Origin of the sequence: Hydrogenophaga sp., assembly GCF_019264445.1 — a bacterium.
GTDB lineage: Bacteria > Pseudomonadota > Gammaproteobacteria > Burkholderiales > Burkholderiaceae_C > Hydrogenophaga.
This window is the reverse complement of sequence record NZ_JAHVAB010000028.1, coordinates 1-18,614: the sequence shown is the minus strand read 5'-3', so window position 1 is coordinate 18,614 and position 18,614 is coordinate 1. Positions and strand designations below refer to the sequence as shown.

At 66.1% G+C, this 18,614-nt stretch carries 22 protein-coding genes; 6 read left to right on the top strand and 16 right to left on the bottom strand.

Features of this window, described 5'->3' with window-relative positions; all coding sequences use genetic code 11:
• Positions 1 to 14: 14 nt before the first annotated feature.
• From rplR to KXJ60_RS03720, 14 genes are all read right to left on the bottom strand, one after another.
• Entirely contained in the window at positions 15 to 380 is a 366-nt protein-coding gene (gene rplR / locus KXJ60_RS03785; RefSeq protein ID WP_291124245.1) for a 50S ribosomal protein L18, read from the bottom strand.
• 11 nt (positions 381 to 391) lie between these two features.
• On the bottom strand, positions 392 to 925 hold the full coding sequence (gene rplF / locus KXJ60_RS03780; protein WP_291124243.1) for a 50S ribosomal protein L6: 534 nt from the start codon (positions 923 to 925) through the stop codon (positions 392 to 394).
• Positions 926 to 947: 22 nt separating this feature from the next.
• The gene (gene rpsH / locus KXJ60_RS03775; protein ID WP_291124241.1) at positions 948 to 1,343 is read right to left on the bottom strand and encodes a 30S ribosomal protein S8; all 396 of its coding nucleotides are present in this window, start codon (positions 1,341 to 1,343) and stop codon (positions 948 to 950) included.
• An 18-nt stretch (positions 1,344 to 1,361) separates the two neighbouring features.
• On the bottom strand, positions 1,362 to 1,667 hold the full coding sequence (gene rpsN, locus KXJ60_RS03770) for a 30S ribosomal protein S14 (RefSeq protein WP_291124240.1): 306 nt from the start codon (positions 1,665 to 1,667) through the stop codon (positions 1,362 to 1,364).
• Positions 1,668 to 1,675: 8 nt separating this feature from the next.
• The gene (rplE, locus tag KXJ60_RS03765) at positions 1,676 to 2,215 is read right to left on the bottom strand and encodes a 50S ribosomal protein L5 (protein WP_291124239.1); all 540 of its coding nucleotides are present in this window, start codon (positions 2,213 to 2,215) and stop codon (positions 1,676 to 1,678) included.
• Between the two features lie 2 nt (positions 2,216 to 2,217).
• On the bottom strand, positions 2,218 to 2,538 hold the full coding sequence (rplX, locus tag KXJ60_RS03760; RefSeq protein ID WP_291124237.1) for a 50S ribosomal protein L24: 321 nt from the start codon (positions 2,536 to 2,538) through the stop codon (positions 2,218 to 2,220).
• Positions 2,539 to 2,547: 9 nt separating this feature from the next.
• Entirely contained in the window at positions 2,548 to 2,916 is a 369-nt protein-coding gene (gene rplN / locus KXJ60_RS03755) for a 50S ribosomal protein L14 (protein ID WP_056268999.1), read from the bottom strand.
• Positions 2,917 to 3,091: 175 nt separating this feature from the next.
• Positions 3,092 to 4,681 carry a glycerol-3-phosphate dehydrogenase/oxidase gene (locus tag KXJ60_RS03750; RefSeq protein ID WP_291124235.1) on the bottom strand — a complete coding sequence of 530 codons (1,590 nt, stop codon included), beginning with the start codon at positions 4,679 to 4,681 and terminating at the stop codon, positions 3,092 to 3,094.
• A gap of 70 nt (positions 4,682 to 4,751) precedes the next feature.
• Positions 4,752 to 6,485 carry an ABC transporter substrate-binding protein gene (locus KXJ60_RS03745; RefSeq protein WP_291124233.1) on the bottom strand — a complete coding sequence of 578 codons (1,734 nt, stop codon included), beginning with the start codon at positions 6,483 to 6,485 and terminating at the stop codon, positions 4,752 to 4,754.
• Between the two features lie 93 nt (positions 6,486 to 6,578).
• On the bottom strand, positions 6,579 to 6,887 hold the full coding sequence (locus KXJ60_RS03740; protein WP_291124232.1) for a DUF2160 domain-containing protein: 309 nt from the start codon (positions 6,885 to 6,887) through the stop codon (positions 6,579 to 6,581).
• Between the two features lies 1 nt (position 6,888).
• Positions 6,889 to 7,701, bottom strand: a complete 813-nt coding sequence (locus KXJ60_RS03735) for a carbohydrate ABC transporter permease (protein WP_291124230.1) — start codon at positions 7,699 to 7,701, stop codon at positions 6,889 to 6,891.
• Complete coding sequence (locus KXJ60_RS03730) at positions 7,694 to 8,587, bottom strand: sugar ABC transporter permease (protein WP_291124228.1); 894 nt, start codon at positions 8,585 to 8,587, stop codon at positions 7,694 to 7,696. Before KXJ60_RS03730 ends, KXJ60_RS03735 begins: the two co-directional genes overlap by 8 nt.
• Complete coding sequence (locus KXJ60_RS03725) at positions 8,584 to 9,660, bottom strand: ABC transporter ATP-binding protein (protein ID WP_291124226.1); 1,077 nt, start codon at positions 9,658 to 9,660, stop codon at positions 8,584 to 8,586. Before KXJ60_RS03725 ends, KXJ60_RS03730 begins: the two co-directional genes overlap by 4 nt.
• The gene (locus tag KXJ60_RS03720; protein ID WP_291124224.1) at positions 9,660 to 10,736 is read right to left on the bottom strand and encodes an ABC transporter ATP-binding protein; all 1,077 of its coding nucleotides are present in this window, start codon (positions 10,734 to 10,736) and stop codon (positions 9,660 to 9,662) included. The genes KXJ60_RS03725 and KXJ60_RS03720 overlap by 1 nt, the downstream gene beginning before the upstream one ends.
• A gap of 165 nt (positions 10,737 to 10,901) precedes the next feature.
• On the opposite strand from KXJ60_RS03720, the gene KXJ60_RS03715 reads away from it, so the two are divergent.
• From KXJ60_RS03715 to proC, 3 genes are read left to right on the top strand one after another with little or no spacing between them, the layout of a single operon-like run.
• Complete coding sequence (locus KXJ60_RS03715; protein WP_291124222.1) at positions 10,902 to 11,693, top strand: DeoR/GlpR family DNA-binding transcription regulator; 792 nt, start codon at positions 10,902 to 10,904, stop codon at positions 11,691 to 11,693.
• 20 nt (positions 11,694 to 11,713) lie between these two features.
• Positions 11,714 to 13,207, top strand: coding sequence for a glycerol kinase GlpK (glpK, locus tag KXJ60_RS03710; protein ID WP_291124220.1), 1,494 nt, complete (start codon positions 11,714 to 11,716; stop codon positions 13,205 to 13,207).
• 32 nt (positions 13,208 to 13,239) lie between these two features.
• The gene (gene proC / locus KXJ60_RS03705) at positions 13,240 to 14,067 is read left to right on the top strand and encodes a pyrroline-5-carboxylate reductase (RefSeq protein ID WP_291124219.1); all 828 of its coding nucleotides are present in this window, start codon (positions 13,240 to 13,242) and stop codon (positions 14,065 to 14,067) included.
• A 12-nt stretch (positions 14,068 to 14,079) separates the two neighbouring features.
• Here the strand turns inward: proC and KXJ60_RS03700 are convergent, their stop codons facing one another.
• Positions 14,080 to 14,880, bottom strand: coding sequence for an IclR family transcriptional regulator (locus tag KXJ60_RS03700; protein WP_291124218.1), 801 nt, complete (start codon positions 14,878 to 14,880; stop codon positions 14,080 to 14,082).
• Between the two features lie 115 nt (positions 14,881 to 14,995).
• Between KXJ60_RS03700 and KXJ60_RS03695 the strand changes: the two genes are divergently transcribed.
• The 3 genes from KXJ60_RS03695 to KXJ60_RS03685 are packed head-to-tail and all read left to right on the top strand — an operon-like array spanning position 14,996 to position 17,628.
• Positions 14,996 to 15,979, top strand: a complete 984-nt coding sequence (locus KXJ60_RS03695; RefSeq protein WP_291124217.1) for a tripartite tricarboxylate transporter substrate binding protein — start codon at positions 14,996 to 14,998, stop codon at positions 15,977 to 15,979.
• Positions 15,980 to 16,015: 36 nt separating this feature from the next.
• Entirely contained in the window at positions 16,016 to 16,702 is a 687-nt protein-coding gene (locus KXJ60_RS03690) for an RraA family protein (RefSeq protein WP_291124215.1), read from the top strand.
• Positions 16,699 to 17,628, top strand: a complete 930-nt coding sequence (locus KXJ60_RS03685; RefSeq protein WP_291124213.1) for an NAD(P)-dependent oxidoreductase — start codon at positions 16,699 to 16,701, stop codon at positions 17,626 to 17,628. The genes KXJ60_RS03690 and KXJ60_RS03685 overlap by 4 nt, the downstream gene beginning before the upstream one ends.
• Before the next feature lie 24 nt (positions 17,629 to 17,652).
• Here KXJ60_RS03685 and ubiA read toward each other — a convergent pair whose 3' ends face one another.
• Positions 17,653 to 18,525 carry a 4-hydroxybenzoate octaprenyltransferase gene (gene ubiA / locus KXJ60_RS03680; RefSeq protein WP_291124211.1) on the bottom strand — a complete coding sequence of 291 codons (873 nt, stop codon included), beginning with the start codon at positions 18,523 to 18,525 and terminating at the stop codon, positions 17,653 to 17,655.
• Between the last annotated feature and the right edge of the window lie 89 nt (positions 18,526 to 18,614).

Sequence of the window (18,614 nt, the reverse complement as noted above, 5' to 3'; positions counted from 1 at the left end):
TGTATCCCGCCTGATCAGAACTGCAGACCGGCTTCACGGGCCGCATCTGCCAGGGCTTTCACCCGGCCGTGGTATGCAAAACCGGAACGGTCAAAGGCCACCTTTTCGATGCCGGCAGCCTTGGCCTTTTCAGCAATGCGCTTGCCCACCAGGGCAGCAGCGGTGGTGTTGCCACCCTTGCCAGCGCCACCGATCTGCGCGCGCACCTCGGCTTCTGCCGTGGAAGCGGCAGCCAGCACGCGGCTGCCGTCGTCGGAAATGACAGTGGCGTAGATGTGCAGGTTCGTGCGGTTCACGCTCAGGCGCACGGCGCCTTGTTGCGCAATGCGGATGCGCGTCTGGCGGGCGCGACGGAGACGTTGCTCTTTTTTGGTCAACATGATCCTGATCCTTATTTCTTCTTGGTTTCCTTGATCACGACCTTCTCATCCGAATAACGGATGCCCTTGCCCTTGTAAGGCTCAGGGGGGCGAACAGCTCGCACCTCGGACGCAATCTGGCCCACACGCTGGCGGTCGGAACCCTTGATCAGAATTTCGGTCGGCGTCGGGGTTTCCACCTTGATACCAGCAGGCATGTCCATCACCACAGGGTGGGAGTAGCCAACCGTCAGGTTTAGCTTGCTGCCCTGTGCCTGGGCCTTGTAACCCACACCCAGCAGCGTCAACTTCTTCTCGAAACCCTTGCTCACGCCGTTGACCATGTTGTTCACCAGCTGGCGCATGGTGCCGGACATGGCGTTGGCTTCGCGAGAGTCATCGACGGGGGCAAAGGTCAGCGTGCCCGCGTTGTTTTCGATCTTGACCAGCGCGTTTTGCGTCAGGGCCAGGGCACCCAGGGCGCCCTTGACATTGATCTGGTTGTCTTTGACCGCGACTTCCACCCCGGCAGGGACGGTAACGGGCAGTTTTCCAATACGTGACATCAGTTTCTCCTCAATGCCCGCATCAGGCGACGTAACACAGGACTTCGCCGCCCACACCGGTGGCGCGCGCCTTGCGGTCGGTCATCACGCCCTGAGGCGTGGTGACGATGGCCACGCCCAGACCGTTCTGGACCTGAGGGATGGCGTTGCGGCCACGGTAAACGCGCAGACCAGGACGGCTCACGCGCTCGATGCGCTCGATCACCGGACGGCCAGCGTAGTACTTGAGGGAAATCTCAAGCTCGTTCTTGCCGTCGGCACTCTTGACCTGGAATCCGTCGATATAGCCTTCGTCCTTCAGGACCTGGGCGATCGCGGCTTTGACCTTGGATGCCGGCATCGTCACGCTGGCCTTCTCGACCATCTGTGCGTTGCGGATGCGGGTCAACATGTCGGCAATAGGATCACTCATGCTCATTTGTGGTTCTCCTAGTGCTTACCAGCTGGCTTTGGTGATACCGGGGATTTCACCGGCAAACGCCATTTCACGGACCTTGGCGCGAGCCAGGCCGAAGTGGGCGAACGTGCCACGCGGACGACCGGTGATCTCGCAGCGGTTGCGCTGACGGGTCGGGTTTGCGTTGCGGGGCAGCTTTTGCAGCGCGAGGCGAGCGGCATCGCGCTCTTCTTCGCTTTTCTTGGCGTCGCTGGACGTCGCCTTGAGCTCGGTGTATTTCTTGGCGAACTTGGCCGCGAGCTTCTCGCGCTTGAGTTCACGTTGGAGTAGTGCTTGTTTAGCCACGCGCCACCTCAGTTCTTGAACGGGAAACGGAAACCAGCCAGGAGAGCCTTGCACTCTTCGTCGTTCTTGGCGGTCGTCGTGATGCTGATATTGAGACCGCGCAAGGCATCAACCTTGTCGTACTCGATCTCAGGAAAAATGATTTGCTCTTTGACGCCGACGTTGTAGTTGCCGCGACCATCAAAAGAACGGCCGGAGATACCACGGAAGTCACGCACACGGGGCAGTGCCACGGTCACGAAGCGGTCCAGGAATTCGTACATGCGGGCGCCACGCAGGGTCACCATGCAGCCGATGGCCTGCTGTTCGCGGATCTTGAAACCCGCAATGGCCTTGCGCGCCTTGGTCACCACAGGCTTCTGCCCGGCGATCTTGGTCAAGTCGCCAACTGCGTTGTCCATGACCTTCTTGTCAGCCACAGCCTCGCTCACACCCATGTTGAGCGTGATCTTGGTGATGCGCGGGACCTCCATCGTCGACTTGTAGCCGAACTTCTTCATGAGGTCCGGAGCGATGGTGTCGCGGAAAATTTCTTGCAAACGTGCCATGGTCATGCCGCCTTGATTTCTTCGCCGCTGGACTTGAAGACGCGCACTTTCTTGCCGTCGGCCAGGAGCTTGATGCCCACGCGATCCGCCTTGCCCGTGGCGCCATTGAAGATGGCGACGTTGGACTGGTGAATAGGCATGGTTTTTTCAACGATGCCGCCAGCGATACCCTTCATGGGATTGGGCTTGGCGTGCTTCTTGACGAGGTTCACGCCCTCGACCACCAACCGGCTGTCGTCGCTGCGCAGCACGACCTTGCCGCGCTTGCCCTTGTCGCGCCCGGCGATCACGATGACTTCGTCACCACTACGAATCTTGTTCATGATGATTCCTCAGAGAACCTCGGGTGCCAGCGACACGATCTTCATGAACTTCTCGGTGCGCAGCTCGCGCGTCACCGGTCCGAAGATGCGGGTGCCAATCGGCTCCAGCTTGGCGTTGAGCAACACAGCTGCGTTGCCATCGAATTTGATCAAGGCGCCATCCTGACGACGGATGCCCTTGGCGGTGCGAACCACCACAGCGTTGTAGACCTCGCCTTTTTTGACGCGGCCACGGGGCGCAGCTTCTTTGATGGTGACCTTGATGACGTCACCCACGCTGGCGTAACGGCGCTTGGAACCGCCGAGCACCTTGATGCACATCACGGACTTCGCACCCGTGTTGTCAGCAACATCGAGTCGAGATTGCGTTTGAATCATTTGATTTAAGTCCCAACTTGAATCCCCCCAGCCACCACGGCCGGGAGTGATCAGTCTTGGGCCCGTCGTTGAAGGCTTGCCAGACAGAATGCCTTGCGAGCCCGCTTCGGTGGGCAGATAGCTCTCCGCTTTTTCAAGCGAAGCCGCGAATTATGGCATGAACTCAGATCGTGCGTCAACCTGTGTTGGTCGATGCAGGCAGATACCGGGCACACAGCGCTTGAAACGCTGCCAGTTCTGGATCGGCGCCCAGCTCCTCAACGAGGATGGCAGCCACCAACGGCGCCATGCGGGCCGCCTCGGCCGCGTCCAGGAAGATGACGCGCCAGCGGCGGGCCAGCACGTCCTCAACGGTCTGCGCATGTTCGAAGCGGGCGGCGTAGCGCACCATGGCCTCGGTCAGGCCGGCGCCGAGCATCACCGCCTGCCCGGGGCAGGCCGCCACGGCAGCCTGCTCGGTGCCGTACAGGTGCGGGCCGGGTGCAGCGTGCAAGGGCACCACCGGACTGCTGACCGCAGCCGCGCCCATCAGGACATGGTGCGCACTCTGGCCGCCCGAGCGGCGCGGCAGCAGTTGATGATCGAAACAACGCTCAAGCACGTCCTCGGCCATCGCGCGGTAGGTGGTCCATTTGCCGCCCGTGACCGTGACGAGCCCGTTGGGGTCGACCAAGATGGTGTGCTCCCTCGACAGCACCTTGGTGCCCCCTTCGGCGGCCTCGGGCGCCGCCACCAGCGGGCGCAGGCCGACCCAGAGGCTGCGGATGTCTTCCCGGCGCACGGGTCGGCTCAAGGCCTGACTGGCCTCGCTGAGGATGAAGTCGAGCTCTTCGGCAAATGCATCGGGCTCACGGGGCAGGTCGCGCCGCGGGGTGTCGGTGGTGCCGAGCACCAGCTTGCCCAGCCACGGGACGGCAAACAGCACGCGGCCATCTCGCGTCTTGGGCACCAGCAAGGCGTGGCCACCGGGCATGAACTCTCGGTCGACCACCACATGCACGCCCTGGCTGGGGCTGACCATGCGTGATGGCATCCCCTGACTCGCCGCCGGCTGGGTGTGGTCGCGCAGCGCGTCCACCCAGACGCCGGTGGCATTGACCACGCAACGGGCCTGCAACGCCATCGATGCGCCGGTGCGCCGGTCTGTCACTTGCAGCGCCGAGAGCGGCTGTGCGCCTGCGCTGAGCTGGCTCACCGCAGTGACTTCTGCGTAGTTGAGCACCTGCGCGCCCGCAGCCTCCGCGCTGCGGGCCAGCGCCAAGGCCAGTCGCGCATCGTCGAACTGTCCATCCCAGTACTTGACGCCGCCGCGCAAGCCTTCCGGGTTCACGCCCGGCAAGGCCTGAAGCGCCTCGGCGCGGTTGAGGAATTCGGTTCTGCCCAGACCGGCGGCGCCTGCGAGCAGGTCATACAGCTTGAGGCCCAGGCCATAGAAAGGGGTCTGCCACCAGCGGTAGGACGGCATGACAAAGGGCAGCGGTTGCGCCAAATGGGGCGCGATGCGCAGCACAGTGGCCCGTTCGGCCAGCGCCTCGCGCACCAGGGACAAGTTGCCCTGGGCGAGGTAGCGCACGCCCCCGTGCAACAGCTTGGTGGACCGGGACGACGTTCCGCCGGCAAAGTCGTGGGACTCGAGCAGCACGACGGAGAAACCGCGCAGCGCGGCGTCCAGTGCCACGCCCAGGCCGGTGGCACCACCGCCGACGACGGCCAGGTCGTACACACCGTGGCGGGTCAGCGATTCAAGCAGTTCTGCGCGTTTCATGGGAAAGAAAGTGGCCCTTTGCACCTCTTTGGCGCAAAGGGCGGGTTGCTACAAAAAATGACGCGCTACATCAGCGGGCCTTGCCATTCTTCCATGCGTTGAGCAGCTGGTCGTAGGCAATGGTTTCTCCCTTGGGCTTTTCATTGGCCAGCTTCTTCCACGGGGCGGACTTGTCACTGAGCCACTTGTCGGCGCTTTCCTTCTTGTTGAGCTTGGGTGCGCAGCGCTCCATGCCGGCCCGTTCCAGACGTCCCATCACCTGGTCCATCTGCTCAGCCAGGTTGTCCATGGCTGCCTGCGGTGTCTTCTCACCTGTCACGGCCTGTGCCACGTTCTGCCACCAGAGCTGTGCCAGCTTGGGGTAGTCGGGCACGTTGGTGCCGGTGGGCGTCCAGGCCACGCGGGCCGGGCTGCGGTAGAACTCGACCAGCCCGCCCAGCTTGGGCGCGAGGTCGGTCATGGCCTTGCTCTGGATATCGCTCTCGCGGATGGGTGTGAGGCCCACGATGGTCTTCTTGAGCGAGGTGGTCTTGGCGGTCACGAACTGCGCATAGAGCCAGGCGGCGGCGGTCTTGTTTTCGTCGTGACCGTTGAAGAACGACCACGAGCCCACGTCCTGGTATCCGTTCTGCATGCCCTGCTTCCAGTACGGGCCATTCGGGCCGGGCGCCATGCGCCACTTGGGCGTGCCGTCGGCATTGACCACCGGCAGGCCGGGCTTGGTCATGTCGGCGGTGAAGGCGGTGTACCAGAAGATCTGCTGCGCGATCTGGCCCTGGGCGGGCACCGGGCCGGCTTCGCCGAAGGTCATGCCGGTGGCTTCTTTCGGCGCGTACTTCTTCATCCAGTCGATGTACTTGGTGAGCGCGTACACGGCGGCCGGCGAGTTGGTGGCGCCACCGCGCGACACGCTGGCACCCAGCGGCGTGCAGCCGTCTGCGCTGGCCCGAATGCCCCACTCGTCCACCGGCTTGCCGTTGGGGATGCCGATGTCGGCGGTGCCGGCCATGGAGAGCCAGGCGTCGGTGAAACGCCAGCCCAGCGATGGGTCTTTCTTGCCGTAGTCCATGTGACCGTAAATCGGCTTGCCATCGATGGTCTTGACGTCTTCGCTGAAGAACGCCGCGATGTCCTCGTAAGCGCTCCAGTTCAACGGCACGCCCAGGTCGTAGCCGTACTTGGCCTTGAACTTGTCTTTCAGGTCCTGGCGCGCGAACAGGTCGGCGCGGAACCAGTACAGGTTGGCGAACTGCTGGTCGGGCAGCTGGTAGAGCTTGCCGTCGGGCGCGGTGGTGAAGCTGGTGCCGATGAAGTCCTTGATGTCCAGGCCCGGGTTGGTGTACTCCTTGCCCTTGCCGGCCATGTAGTCGGTCAGGTTCATCATCTTGCCGTAGCGGTAGTGCGTCCCGATGAGGTCGGAGTCGCTGATCCAGCCGTCGTAGATGGACTTGCCCGACTGCATCGAGGTCTGCAGCTTCTCGACCACGTCACCCTCTTGAATGAGGTCGTGCTTGACCGTGATGCCGGTGATTTCGCTGAAGGCCTTGGCCAGGGTCTTGCTCTCGTACTCGTGCGTGGTGATGGTCTCGGACACCACGGAAATCTCTTTCACGCCCTTGGCCTTGAGCTTGGCGGCGGCGTCGATGAACCACTTCATCTCGGCGGCCTGCTGGGCCTTCGTCAGGGTGGAGGGCTGGAACTCGTTGTCGATCCACTTCTTGGCAGCGGCCTCATCGGCCCACGCCGGCAATGAACCCATGGCCAGCAAGGACGCCAGGGCCAGGGCGGTGTGTCGCAATCTCATGTTGTCTCCTCGAGCGGTGTGCTTCCCCGGTGTGTGACAGGTCTCGGCCCCGGGGAAGCAACGGGCCGAATACCGCAAAGAGAGTGAAAGCGTTCAGCCTTTGCGCAGCACCAGCGCCAGCCAGCCCATGGAAGCCACGAAGGCGATCCAGATGCTGGGCTCCTGCTCCAGCGAGAGCCACTCCATGAGCCAGCCCGCCAGGCCCACAAACGCCAGGTTGATGTACGCGGCGCCGAGCAGGCCGATGAAGAGGCGGTCGCCGCGGGTGGTCACCAGTGGCAGAAATCCCTTGCGCTCAACCGTGGGCGACTTGAGCTCCCACACGGTCATGCCGATCAGCATGAGCGCGATGCAGGTGAAGAAAACGGCCACGGGTGTGGTCCAGACCATCCACGCAAACATGTCAGACCCTCCCCATGGCAAAGCCCTTGGCGATGTAGTGGCGCACGAACCAGATGACGATGGCGCCCGGCACGATGGTCAGCACACCCGCCGCCGCCAGCGTGGCCCAGTCCATGCCGCTGGCGCTCACGGTGCGGGTCATGGTGGCCACGATGGGCTTGGCGTTCACGCTGGTGAGCGTGCGCGCGAGCAGCAGCTCCACCCAGCTGAACATGAAGCAGAAGAACGCCGCCACGCCCACGCCGGCCTTGATCAGCGGCAGGAAGATGGTGAAGAAGAAGCGCGGGAAGCTGTAGCCGTCGATGTAGGCCGTCTCATCGATTTCGCGCGGAATGCCGCTCATGAAGCCTTCCAGAATCCACACCGCCAGCGGCACGTTGAACAGCAGGTGCGCCATGGCCACCGCGATGTGGGTGTCCATCAATCCCAACGTGGTGTAGAGCTGGAAGAACGGCAGCAGAAACACGGCGGGTGGCGTCATGCGGTTGGTGAGCAGCCAGAAGAACACGTGCTTGTCGCCCAGGAAACGGTAGCGCGAGAAAGCGTAGGCCGCCGGCAGCGCCACGGTGAGCGAGATCACCGTGTTGATGCCCACGTAGATGAGGCTGTTGATGTAGCCCGAGTACCACGACGGGTCGGTGAAGATGGTTCGGTAGTTGTCCCAGGTGAACGCGGCCGGCCACAGGGAAAACGACGAGAGGATTTCCTGGTTGGTCTTGAAACTCATGTTGACCATCCAGTAGATGGGCAGCAGCGCGAAGACCAGGTAAGCGATGAGGAAGAGCGTCCTCTTCTTGAATCTGCGGTTATCCATGCCCCTGCTCCTTCTCCGATGTGCCCAGGCTTTGCATCCAGTTGTAGAGCACGAAGCAGAACAACAGGATGATGAGGAAGTAGATGAGCGAGAACGCCGCTGCCGGACCGAGATCGAACTGGCCGACGGCCTTGGTGGTGAGGTACTGCGAGAGGAAGGTGGTGGCGTTGCCGGGGCCACCGCCCGTGAGCACAAAGGGCTCGGTGTAGATCATGAAGCTGTCCATGAAGCGCAGCAGCACCGCGATCATGAGCACGCCGCGCATCTTGGGCAGCTGGATGTAGCGGAACACCGCCCACTTGCTTGCGCCGTCGATGCTGGCCGCCTGGTAGTAGGCGTCCGGAATGCTGCGCAGGCCGGCAAATGCCAGCAGCGCCACCAGCGGTGTCCAGTGCCACACGTCCATGATGAGCACCGTCCACCAGGCGTGCGTGGGGTTGCCGGTGTAGCTGTAGTCCATGCCCGCCCACTGCAGGAAGTAGCCGAGCAATCCGATGTCTGCGCGGCCAAAGATCTGCCAGATGGTGCCGACCACGTTCCATGGGATCAGCAGCGAGAGCGCCACCAGCACCAGCACCGCCGACGACTTCCAGCCCTGGGCGGGCATGGACAGCGCCAGCGCGATCCCCAGCGGAATCTCCACCAGCAGCACCGCGAGCGAAAACTGGATCTGCCGCCACAGCGCCAGGTGCAGCTCTTCGTCGCGCATGACGGCGGCAAACCATTCGGTGCCCACGAACACGCGGCGGTCGGGCGATAGCACGTCCTGCACCGAATAGTTCACCACCGTCATCAACGGCAGGATGGCCGAGAACGCCACGCAGACGATGACCGGCAGCACCAGGAACCAGGCCTTCTGGTTGACGGGTTTGGAAGTCGTGCTCATGAAATCAGGGCCTCATGCTGGTAGAAGCAGGTGTGCTCGCCGAGCAGCCTCAGGTGCACGGTCGCGCCGGGCTGCGGCGCGGGCACTTCAGGGGTCAGGCGGCATTTCAGGCGGTGCTCGCCGGCTTCGCAGGTCACCATCACGTAGGTGCCGATGTCCTGCACGCGCGTGACCTTGGCGGGCAGGGTGTTGGGCTCGCCGGCGGCGCCCAGGGCCAGGTACTCCGGTCGAATGCCGAGCTTGAGCTCGCCCTCGGGCAGCACCTGTCCATGGGTGAGCGCCAGCGGATGCCCCAGCACCAGCAAGCCGCCGCGCACACCCGTGGCGGGCAGGAAGTTCATGCCCGGCGAACCGATGAAGTGCCCCACGAAGGTGTGCGCTGGTCGCTCAAAGAGCGCCTTGGCCGCGCCCACCTGCACAGCGCGTCCGCGCGTCATCACCACGACCTCGTCGGCAAAGGTGAGCGCCTCCACCTGGTCGTGCGTGACGTAGATCAGCGTGAGCTTGAGCTCGTGGTGGATCTGCTTGAGCTTGCGCCGCAGCTGCCACTTGAGGTGCGGGTCGATGACGGTCAGCGGCTCGTCGAACAGCACGGCCGACACGTCCGAGCGCACCAGGCCGCGGCCCAGCGAGATCTTCTGTTTCTGGTCGGCAGACAGGCCGGCGGCGCGCATGTCGAGCTGGTGGCTCATCTCCAGCATTTCCGCAATGCGGCCCACCTGCGCCTTGATTTCCGCCTCGGGCACCTGGCGGTTCTTCAGCGGGAACGCCAGGTTCTGCGCCACGGTCATGGTGTCGTAGATCACAGGGAACTGGAACACCTGCGCGATGTTGCGCTGCTGCGGGCTCTGCCGCGTCACGTCCTGCCCGTCGAAGCGCACGCTGCCGTGGGAAGGCACCAGCAGGCCCGACATGATGTTGAGCATGGTGGTTTTGCCGCAGCCCGAAGGACCGAGCAGCGCGTAAGCGCCACCGTCCTCGAAGGTCATCTGCAAGGGAAGCAGTGCGTAGTCTTCATCCGCCTTCGGGTTGGGCTTGTAGGCGTGCGCCAGGTCAAGTTCGATGCGTGCCATCAGCCGACCCTCCCGTGGCGCGAGGGCGCCAGCACCTGCGGGCCTTCGGCGTCAAAGACGAACAGACTCTGCGGCTGCAGGTACAGCGTGATGGGGTCACCCAGCGGGCAGTCGTGCACGCCGGTGAGCTGCGCCACCAGCTCGCCCACGGCGGTGTGCACGTGCACGAAGGTGTCCGATCCGGCGATCTCCGCCAGCTCCACGCGGCCTGCAATGGCGACATCGCCGGGGCGCTCGACCACGCGCAACCCGCCCGCGCGCAGGCCCAGCGTGAGGCGCGTGGGTGCGTTCGCCGGCAGGGGCAGCGGCCAGATGGCGCCGCCCTGCACCTTCACGCCTGCGGGCACGGCCTGCGCCTCCATCAGGTTCATCGGCGGGTCGCTGAAAGCGCGCGCCACCCGGATGCTGCCCGGCGCATGGAACACCTCGGCGGTGGGGCCGTACTGAAGCAGTTCGCCAGCGTCCATGACCGCGGTGTAGCCCCCCAGCAGCAGCGCCTCGCCGGGCTCGGTGGTGGCATACACCACCGTGGAATCGCTCGTGGCGAAGAGCTGGGTGAGCTCCTCGCGCAGCTCTTCGCGCAGCTTGTAGTCCAGGTTCACCAGCGGTTCGTCAAACAGCATCAAGGGCGCCTGCTTGGCCAGCGCACGGGCCAGCGCCACACGCTGTTGCTGACCGCCCGAGAGCTCGGCCGGGAGCCGGTCCAGGAACATCTCGATGTGCAGGCGTTCTGCGAGTTCGCGCACGCGCTGGTCCACGTCGCGGTCGCCCCGCAGCCGCATGGGCGACGCAATGTTCTGCGCCACCGTCATCGACGGGTAGTTGACGAATTGCTGGTAGACCATGGCCACGTTTCGCTGGCGCACCGGCACGCGCGTCACGTCCACGCCGTCCACCCGCACGCGCCCGGTGCTGGCGATGTCCAACCCGGCCATCACGCGCATCAGGCTGGTCTTGCCGGCCTGGGTGGCGCCCAGCAGCACCGTGACCGCGCCGGGCGCGAGGTTCAGGCTCTGCGGATAGAGGTGGACGGCGGGCCCCACGGTTTTGCCCACGTGCTCCAGTGACAGCTGCATTCAGTCCCCAGTGTGAAAAAGCGCACATCCCGACGCGGATGGCGATTCGTTTCGATCATTATGTTGTTGGTTTATGTTCCTTTTTATTCGGTATTTACCCTGACGGGGGCACCAACAAATTCCGTTATGTTCGAACCGTCTTTTTCGCCCACGACCCGCGCACCGATGAACCTCAACCCCCGCCACACGCAGCTGCTCGACGAAGTGCGCACCCACGGTCCACAGACGATCGAGGCGCTGGCCGAGCGGTTTGGCGTCACGCTGCAGACCGTGCGAAGGGATGTGCAGCGGCTGGCCGAAGCCGGTCTGCTCTCGCGCTTTCATGGCGGCGTCCGGCTGCCCGGCTCCACCACTGAAAACATCGCCTACCGACAGCGCCAGGCCATGCAGGCCGATGCCAAGACGCGCATCGCGCGCGAGGTGGCGCGCCGCGTGCCCAACGGCTGTTCGTTGATCATGAACATCGGCACCACCATCGAGGCCGTGGCGCGCGAACTGCAGCGTCACCGCGGCCTGCGCGTGATCACCAACAACCTGCACATCGCCTCGCTCATGAGCGCCAACCCGGACTGCGAGGTGATCGTGGCCGGTGGCCTGGTGCGCGGCGCCGACCAGGGCATCGTGGGCGAGGCCACCGTGGACTTCATGCGCCAGTTCCGGGTCGACATCGGCCTGATCGGCATCAGCGGCATCGAGGCCGACGGCACGCTGCGCGACTTCGACTACCGCGAAGTCAAGGTGGCGCGCGCCATCGTCGAGCAGTCGCGCGAGGTGTGGCTGGCCGCCGACCACAGCAAGTTCAACCGGCCCGCCATGGTCGAACTGGCGCGGCTGGACGACATCGACGTGGTCTTCACCGACCTGCCACCACCACCGCCTTTTGCCGACCTGCTGGCCAACGCCAACGTGGAGTGCGTGCGCGCCGGCGCAGACACCACCGCCCTCACCGCCGCCTGACCGACTTTTCAAGCACCGTCATGACCTACCTGCTCGCCCTGGACCAGGGCACCTCCAGCTCCCGCAGCATCGTGTTTGACCGCGCCGGTCGCGTCGTGACCCTGGCACAGCGCGAGTTCCGCCAGATCTACCCGCAGCCCGGCTGGGTGGAGCACGACCCGGTTGACCTGTGGCAAACCCAGCTGGCCACCGCGCGCGATGCCCTGAAGCAGGCCCACTTGCGTGCCGACCAGATCGCCGCCGTGGGCATCACCAACCAGCGCGAGACCACCCTGTTGTGGAACCGCAAAACCGGCGAGCCCATCTGCAACGCGATCGTGTGGCAAGACCGCCGCGCCGAAAGCACCTGCGCCGCGCTGCGCGAAGCCGGCCATGCCGACACCGTGCTGCAGAAAACCGGCTTGCGCATCGACGCGTATTTCTCGGGCACCAAACTCAAGTGGATGCTGGACCACGTGAGCGGCGCGCGCGCGGCGGCCGAGCGCGGCGAGCTCGCCTTCGGCACGGTGGACAGCTGGCTCATCTGGCAGCTCACCGGCGGCGCACGCCACGTGACCGACGTGAGCAACGCCTCGCGCACCATGCTCTTCAACGTGCACACCCGCCAGTGGGACGACGAGCTGCTGGCCCTGCTCGACATCCCGAAAAGCCTGATGCCCGAGGCCCTGCCCTCGAGCGCGCACTTTGGCGAGATCCAGGCCGAATGGCTGGGCGCGCCGCTGGAAATCGGCGGCGTGGCCGGCGACCAGCAAAGCGCCCTCTTCGGCCAGGCCTGCTTCACCGCCGGCATGGCCAAGAACACCTACGGCACCGGCTGCTTCATGCTCATGCACACCGGCGAGCGCTTCCAGGTCAGCCAGAACGGGCTGATCACCACTGCCACGGCGCAGCCATCGGGCCCCTCGCAGTACGCGCTCGAAGGCAGCGTGTTCATTGGCGGCGCGGTGGTGCAGTGGCTGCGCGACGGCCTGCGCGCCATCGAGTCCAGCAGCGAGGTGCAGTCGCTCGCCGAGAGCGTGCCGGATGCGGGCGGGGTGGTGCTGGTGCCCGCCTTCACCGGCCTGGGCGCGCCGTACTGGCAGCCCGACGCACGCGGCAGCATCACCGGGCTCACGCGCGGCACCACCATCGCGCACATCGCGCGCGCCGCACTGGAGAGCATTGCCTTTCAGAGCGCCGCCCTGCTCGACGCCATGAGCCGCGACGCCGTGGCCGCCGGTGGCGTGCCGGTGAGCGAGCTGCGGGTGGACGGCGGCGCCTGTGTCAACAACCTGCTGATGCAGATCCAGGCCGACCTGCTGGGCATCCCGGTGGTGCGGCCCGCCGTGATCGAGACCACCGCGCTGGGCGCGGCGTACCTGGCCGGCTTGCACAGCGGCGTGTACGGCGGGCTGGACGAGCTCTCGAAGCAGTGGCGCGCCGAACGCACCTTCCACCCCACGCTCTCGCGCGAGCGGGCTGCCGAAAAAATGGCGCAGTGGGAACACGCGGTGCGGCAGACCATCGCGCCCTGAGGTCCGGCTGAGCGGCGCGCGACAATGGCGCGATGAACACACCCACCCACCCCACCATCACCTTCATCGGCGGCGGCAACATGGCCAGCGCCATCGTCGGCGGCCTGCTGCGCCAGGGCCATCCGGCCGGCGCCCTGCAAATCGTCGAACCCTGGGACGAGCAGCGCGAGAAGCTCGCCAAGCAGTTCCCCGGCGTCTCGCTGCTGGCCACGGCCAGCGCGGATCTGCGCCCTTCAGACCTCGTGGTCTGGGCGGTGAAGCCCCAAACCTTCAAGGAGGCCGCGCTCGCCAGCCAGCCTCATCTGTCCAACGCACTGCACCTGAGCGTGGCCGCCGGCATCACCAGCGAGAGCATGGCCGGCTGGCTGCAGACGCAACGCATCGTGCGCGCCATGCCCAACACACCAGCGCTGGTGGGCCTGGGCATGACGGGTCTCTTCGCCCGCAACGGCGCCAGCACCGCCGACCGGGCGCTCGTTGAAGCGGTGGTGAAAACCACCGGCGAGCTGGTGTGGGTGAACACCGAGCCGCAGCTGGACGCGGTGACCGCGCTCTCCGGCTCAGGCCCGGCCTACGTGTTCTATTTCCTCGAAGCCATGCGCGACGCGGGCGCCCGCATGGGCCTGCCGCCCGAGCTGGCCTACCAGCTCGCGGTGGGCACCTTCGTGGGTGCGTCGACCCTGGCCCAGCGCTCCGACGCCCCGCCGCAGACACTGCGCGAGCGCGTCACGTCCAAGGGCGGCACCACGTACGCCGCGCTCACGTCCATGGACGCAGCGGGCGTGAAGCCGAAGTTTGAAGAGGCGCTGTTCGCTGCGCAGAAGCGCGCGGAGGAACTGGGGCGGGAGTTCGGGCGCTGAAGCGCTCGCGCATCAAGACGGCGGATGCCAGGTCGACACCACGGTGGGTGTGCTGGCCGACACACTGCCCGCCAGTGCGTACGACAAGGCGTTGGCCGCGTTGATCACCGCCTTCGCGTGCATCTCGAGCACGTCCTCGGTCAGCCGGGCGGCCGGGCCCGAAATGCACACCGAGCCCAGCAGCTTCCAGTGCGCGCCAAAGACCGGGGCCGACACCGTGGCCACCCCTTTCTCGCGCTCGCCGATGGACAGGCAGTAGCCTTGCTGCCGGATGCGCTCGTAGGCAGCGCCGCGCTCGCCTGAAAACGCGAGGATCACCCGGCCGGGCGAGCCCTTGTCCAGCGGCAGCGCCTCGCCCATGCGCGCATGGTGGCGCAGGGGCTGCACGCCCTCGACGCGCATCAGGCAGGTGCGCACATCGCCTTCGCGCACGTAGAAGGCCGCACTCTCGCGGGTGGACTTCGACAGCTTGCGCAGCATCGGCTCCACCACGTCCTGCACATCGAAGCCCGACTGGTAGCGCGCGCCCAGCCAACCCGCCGCCGGCCCCAGGCGCCACGCACCGTTTTCGCAGGGCACCACATAGCTGGCGGCGGCCAGCGTGCGCAGGATGCGCAAGGCGGTCGTCTTGTGCATGGCGCAGCGCCGGCTGATGTCGGCCAGTGAGAGCTTGGCCTCGCCCAGGGCAAACGCATCGAGCAACTGCATGGCACGCTGCACGGCCACGACGCTGCCCGTGCTCGGGCCGCTGTTCTCGGCCTCTTCATCGCGCGCCTGAAGCCGTGGGGATGTCGCTGCGTGGGTGTTTCGCATGTCAGTACGCGTTTCGTTTGACGAAACGGCATTGTATTCGTCGAAACCCCTCACTACAGTCCAACCCCGCCCGCCAGCACGGCTGGCGATTGCAAAAAACCCAGGAGACAAACCCATGCGCTTTCCGCACGCCACCACCCGCCGCGCCCTCCTCGCGCTGGCCCTTGCCGTCACCGGCACCACCGCCTTCTCGCAAGCCGCCTACCCGTCCAAGCCGATCCGGCTGGTCGTGCCCTTCCCGCCCGGCGGCGGCACCGACCTGATCGCGCGCACCGTGGCGCAAAAGCTCACCGACAGCCTCAAGTGGACGATCGTGATCGACAACCGCCCGGGCGCCGGCGGCAACATCGGCGTGGACGCGGTCGCCAAGGCCGCACCCGACGGCTACACGCTGGTGATCGGCCAGACCAGCAACCTCGCGGTCAACCCCACGCTCTACAGCAAGCTGCCGTACGACCCGATCAAGGACTTCGCGCCCGTGGTGGTGCTCTCGTCCTCGCCGATCGTGATCGCCGTGGCCGCACAGTCGCCCTTCAAGACCTTCGCCGACGTGGTGGCCGCCGCCAAGAAAAAGCCCAAGACCCTCACCCTGGGCTACTCCGGCAACGGCACGGTCGCGCACCTGTCGAGCGAGCTGGCGCAGAAGACGGCGGGCATCGAGCTGCAGCACATTCCCTACAAGGGCGCGTCGCAGGCCATGACCGACGTCATGAGCGGCCAGGTCGACCTGTACATGTCTTCCGTGCCCACGCTGCTGGGCCATGTGCGCGACCAGAAGCTGCGCGCGCTGGCGGTCACGTCCATCAAGCGCTCGGGCGAGCTGCCGGACACGCCGACGCTCGCCGAGTCGGGCTACAAGGACTTTGACGCCGTCACCTGGTTCGGCATCCTCGCGCCCGCCGGCACACCCGCCGATGTGGTGCGCACGCTCAACACCGAATTCAACAAGGCGCTGCGCGACCCCGCCGTGGCGGCCAAGCTGCGCTCCGACGGTGGCGACGTGATCGGCGGCACGCCCGAGCAGTTCTCGGCCTTGATCAAGTCGGAGATCCCGCGCTGGGGCCGGATCGTCAAGGACTCGGGCGCCACCATCGACTGAACCCCCACCCACCTCCACCGTTTCAAAGCCCCGACCATGAGCCAGCTCCCCGATATCGTTCGCGAGTTCGAACGCGTTTCCCCCGATGTGGTGGCCAAGGCGGCCACGTACCAGGCCGCCATCCTGGCCGACGTCGCCGGGCGCCGCGGCACCCTGCATGCCCGCGTGGCGCCTGTGCACCATTCGATGGCCGTTGCGGGCCCGGCCTTCACGGTGGAGGTGCGCCCCGGCGACAACCTGATGATCCACGCCGCCATCGCCCTGGCGAAACCGGGCGACGTGATCGTGGTGGACGGCAAGGGCGACCTGACCGCCGCACTGATGGGCACGCTCATGCTGAGTGCCTGCAAGAAGCTCGGCATTGCCGGCGTGGTCATCGATGGCGCCATCCGCGACCGCCTGGAGCTGTTCGACCTGGGGTTCCCGGTGTTCGCCGCAGGCTTCAACCCCGCCGGCCCCACCAAGTTCGTGCCCGGTCGCATCAACCACCCGATCTCGGTCGGGGGCGCCACCGTGCATCCCGGCGACCTGGTGGTGGGTGACGCCGATGGCGTGGTGGTGATCGAGCGCCTCAAGGCCCCCGCCATGCTGGCGTTGGCCGACAAGAAGGTGGCCGACGAAGCCGCACGGCTGGACGCGATCGCGCGCGGCGACACGGCCTCGAAGTGGCTGCCGGCCGCGCTGCGCGCCGCCGGTGTGCTCAAGGAAGGGGAAACGCTGTGAACACCATCGTCATCACGGGCGCAGACCTCGCACCCCAGGCGTTGCAGCTGCTGCAGGACTTCGAGATCGTCTACGCCGGCAAGGCGCCGACCGAAGAAGACCTCATCGCGCTGTGCCAGCGCCACGACCCGGTGGCCATCATCGTGCGCTACGGCAAGGTGGGCGCGAGCGTGATGGACGCGGCGCCTTCGCTCAAGGTCATCTCCAAGCACGGCAGCGGCACCGACACCATCGACAAGGCCGCCGCGCAGGCGCGCGGCATCCAGGTGGTGGCAGCGGCGGGGGCCAACGCCGCGGCCGTGGCCGAGCAGGCACTGGCCCTGCTGCTGGCCTGCGCGAAGTCCGTGGTGTCGCTGGACGCGCGCATGCACGCCGGCCACTGGGACAAGGCGACCCACAAAAGCCTGGAGCTTGGCGGCCGCACGGTGGGCCTGGTGGGCCTGGGCGCCATCGGCCTGCGCTTCGCCCGCATGGCAGACGCCATGGGCATGCGCGTGATCGGCTTTGACCCCTTTGCGAAGCACCTGCCTGCGTACGTGACCGCCGTGGACCTCGACACGCTGTGGCGCGAGTCCGATGCCGTGTCGCTGCATTGCCCGCTGACCGACGACAACCGGGGCCTGCTCAACGCGCAGACGCTGGCGCAATGCAAGCGCGGTGTGATCGTGGTGAACACCGCGCGCGGCGGCCTGATCGACGAAGCCGACCTGCTGGCGGCATTGCAGTCGGGGCAGGTCGGCAGCGCCGGGCTGGACAGCTTTGCCGTCGAACCCATGACGGAGGGCCACCCCTTCCAGGGCCAGCCGCGCATCGTGCTCAGCCCCCACATTGGCGGCGTGACCAGCGATGCCTACGTGAACATGGGCGTGGGCGCCGCGAAGAACCTGCTGGCGGTGCTGGCCAGCCAGGCCACGGCGGCGGCCTGATCGACCCGCAGCGCCTGCCCGGCGCTAGCGCAGGCCGAGCACCACGCCGGCAAACACGGTGAACCCCAGCCAGTGGTTGAGCCGGAAGGCCTTGAAGCAGCCTTCGCGGCTGCGGCTCTTGATGAGCTGGAAGTGCCAGGCCACCTGGGCCAGCGCCAACACGAGCATGGCCGCCCACACCACGGGGTTCACCACGGCCCAGAGCGCCACGCTCCAGATGGCGAGGTAGATCAGGTAGAAAGCGATCACGGCCGGCACGTCGTAGGCGCCGAGCGTGATGGCCGAGGTCTTCATGCCGATGCGCAGGTCGTCGTCGCGGTCGACCATGGCGTATTCGGTGTCGTAGGCCAGCACCCAGAACAGGTTGCCCGCGAGCAGCACCCAGGCCAGCAGCGGCACCTGCGCCTGCACGGCGGCAAACGCCATGGGCACGCCGAAGCTGAAGGCCACGCCCAGCACCGCCTGCGGCATGGACACGAAGCGCTTGGCGTAGGGGTAGATCAGCGTGATCGCCAGCGCCGCAAACGACATCCACACCGTGGGCGTGTTGGTGGTAAGCACCAGCCCAAAGGCCGCCAGCGCCAGCACCGCACCGACCGCGAGTGCCTCGCGCGTGGACACCTTGCCGGACGTGACCGGGCGCTGCGCGGTGCGCTTGACGTGCTTGTCGAACTCGCGGTCGGCCACGTCGTTCACGCAGCAGCCGGCACTGCGCATGAGGATGGTGCCGAGCGTGAACACCGCCAGCAGGTGCCAGCCGGGAAAGCCGCCTGCCGCCACCCACAGCGCACCCAGCGAAGGCCAGAGCAGCAGCAGCCAGCCGGCCGGGCGGTTCCAGCGGATCAGGTCCAGGTACAGCGCGAAGCGCGAAGGCGCGGGGGGAGCGGAGGTGAGCATGGTGCGGGGCCGGGGGCGGTGACTTCATCCAGTGGCACCGCGGACCCGGCTTCGCCGGACCGCTGGTGCCGCCCCCTTGAGGGGGTGAC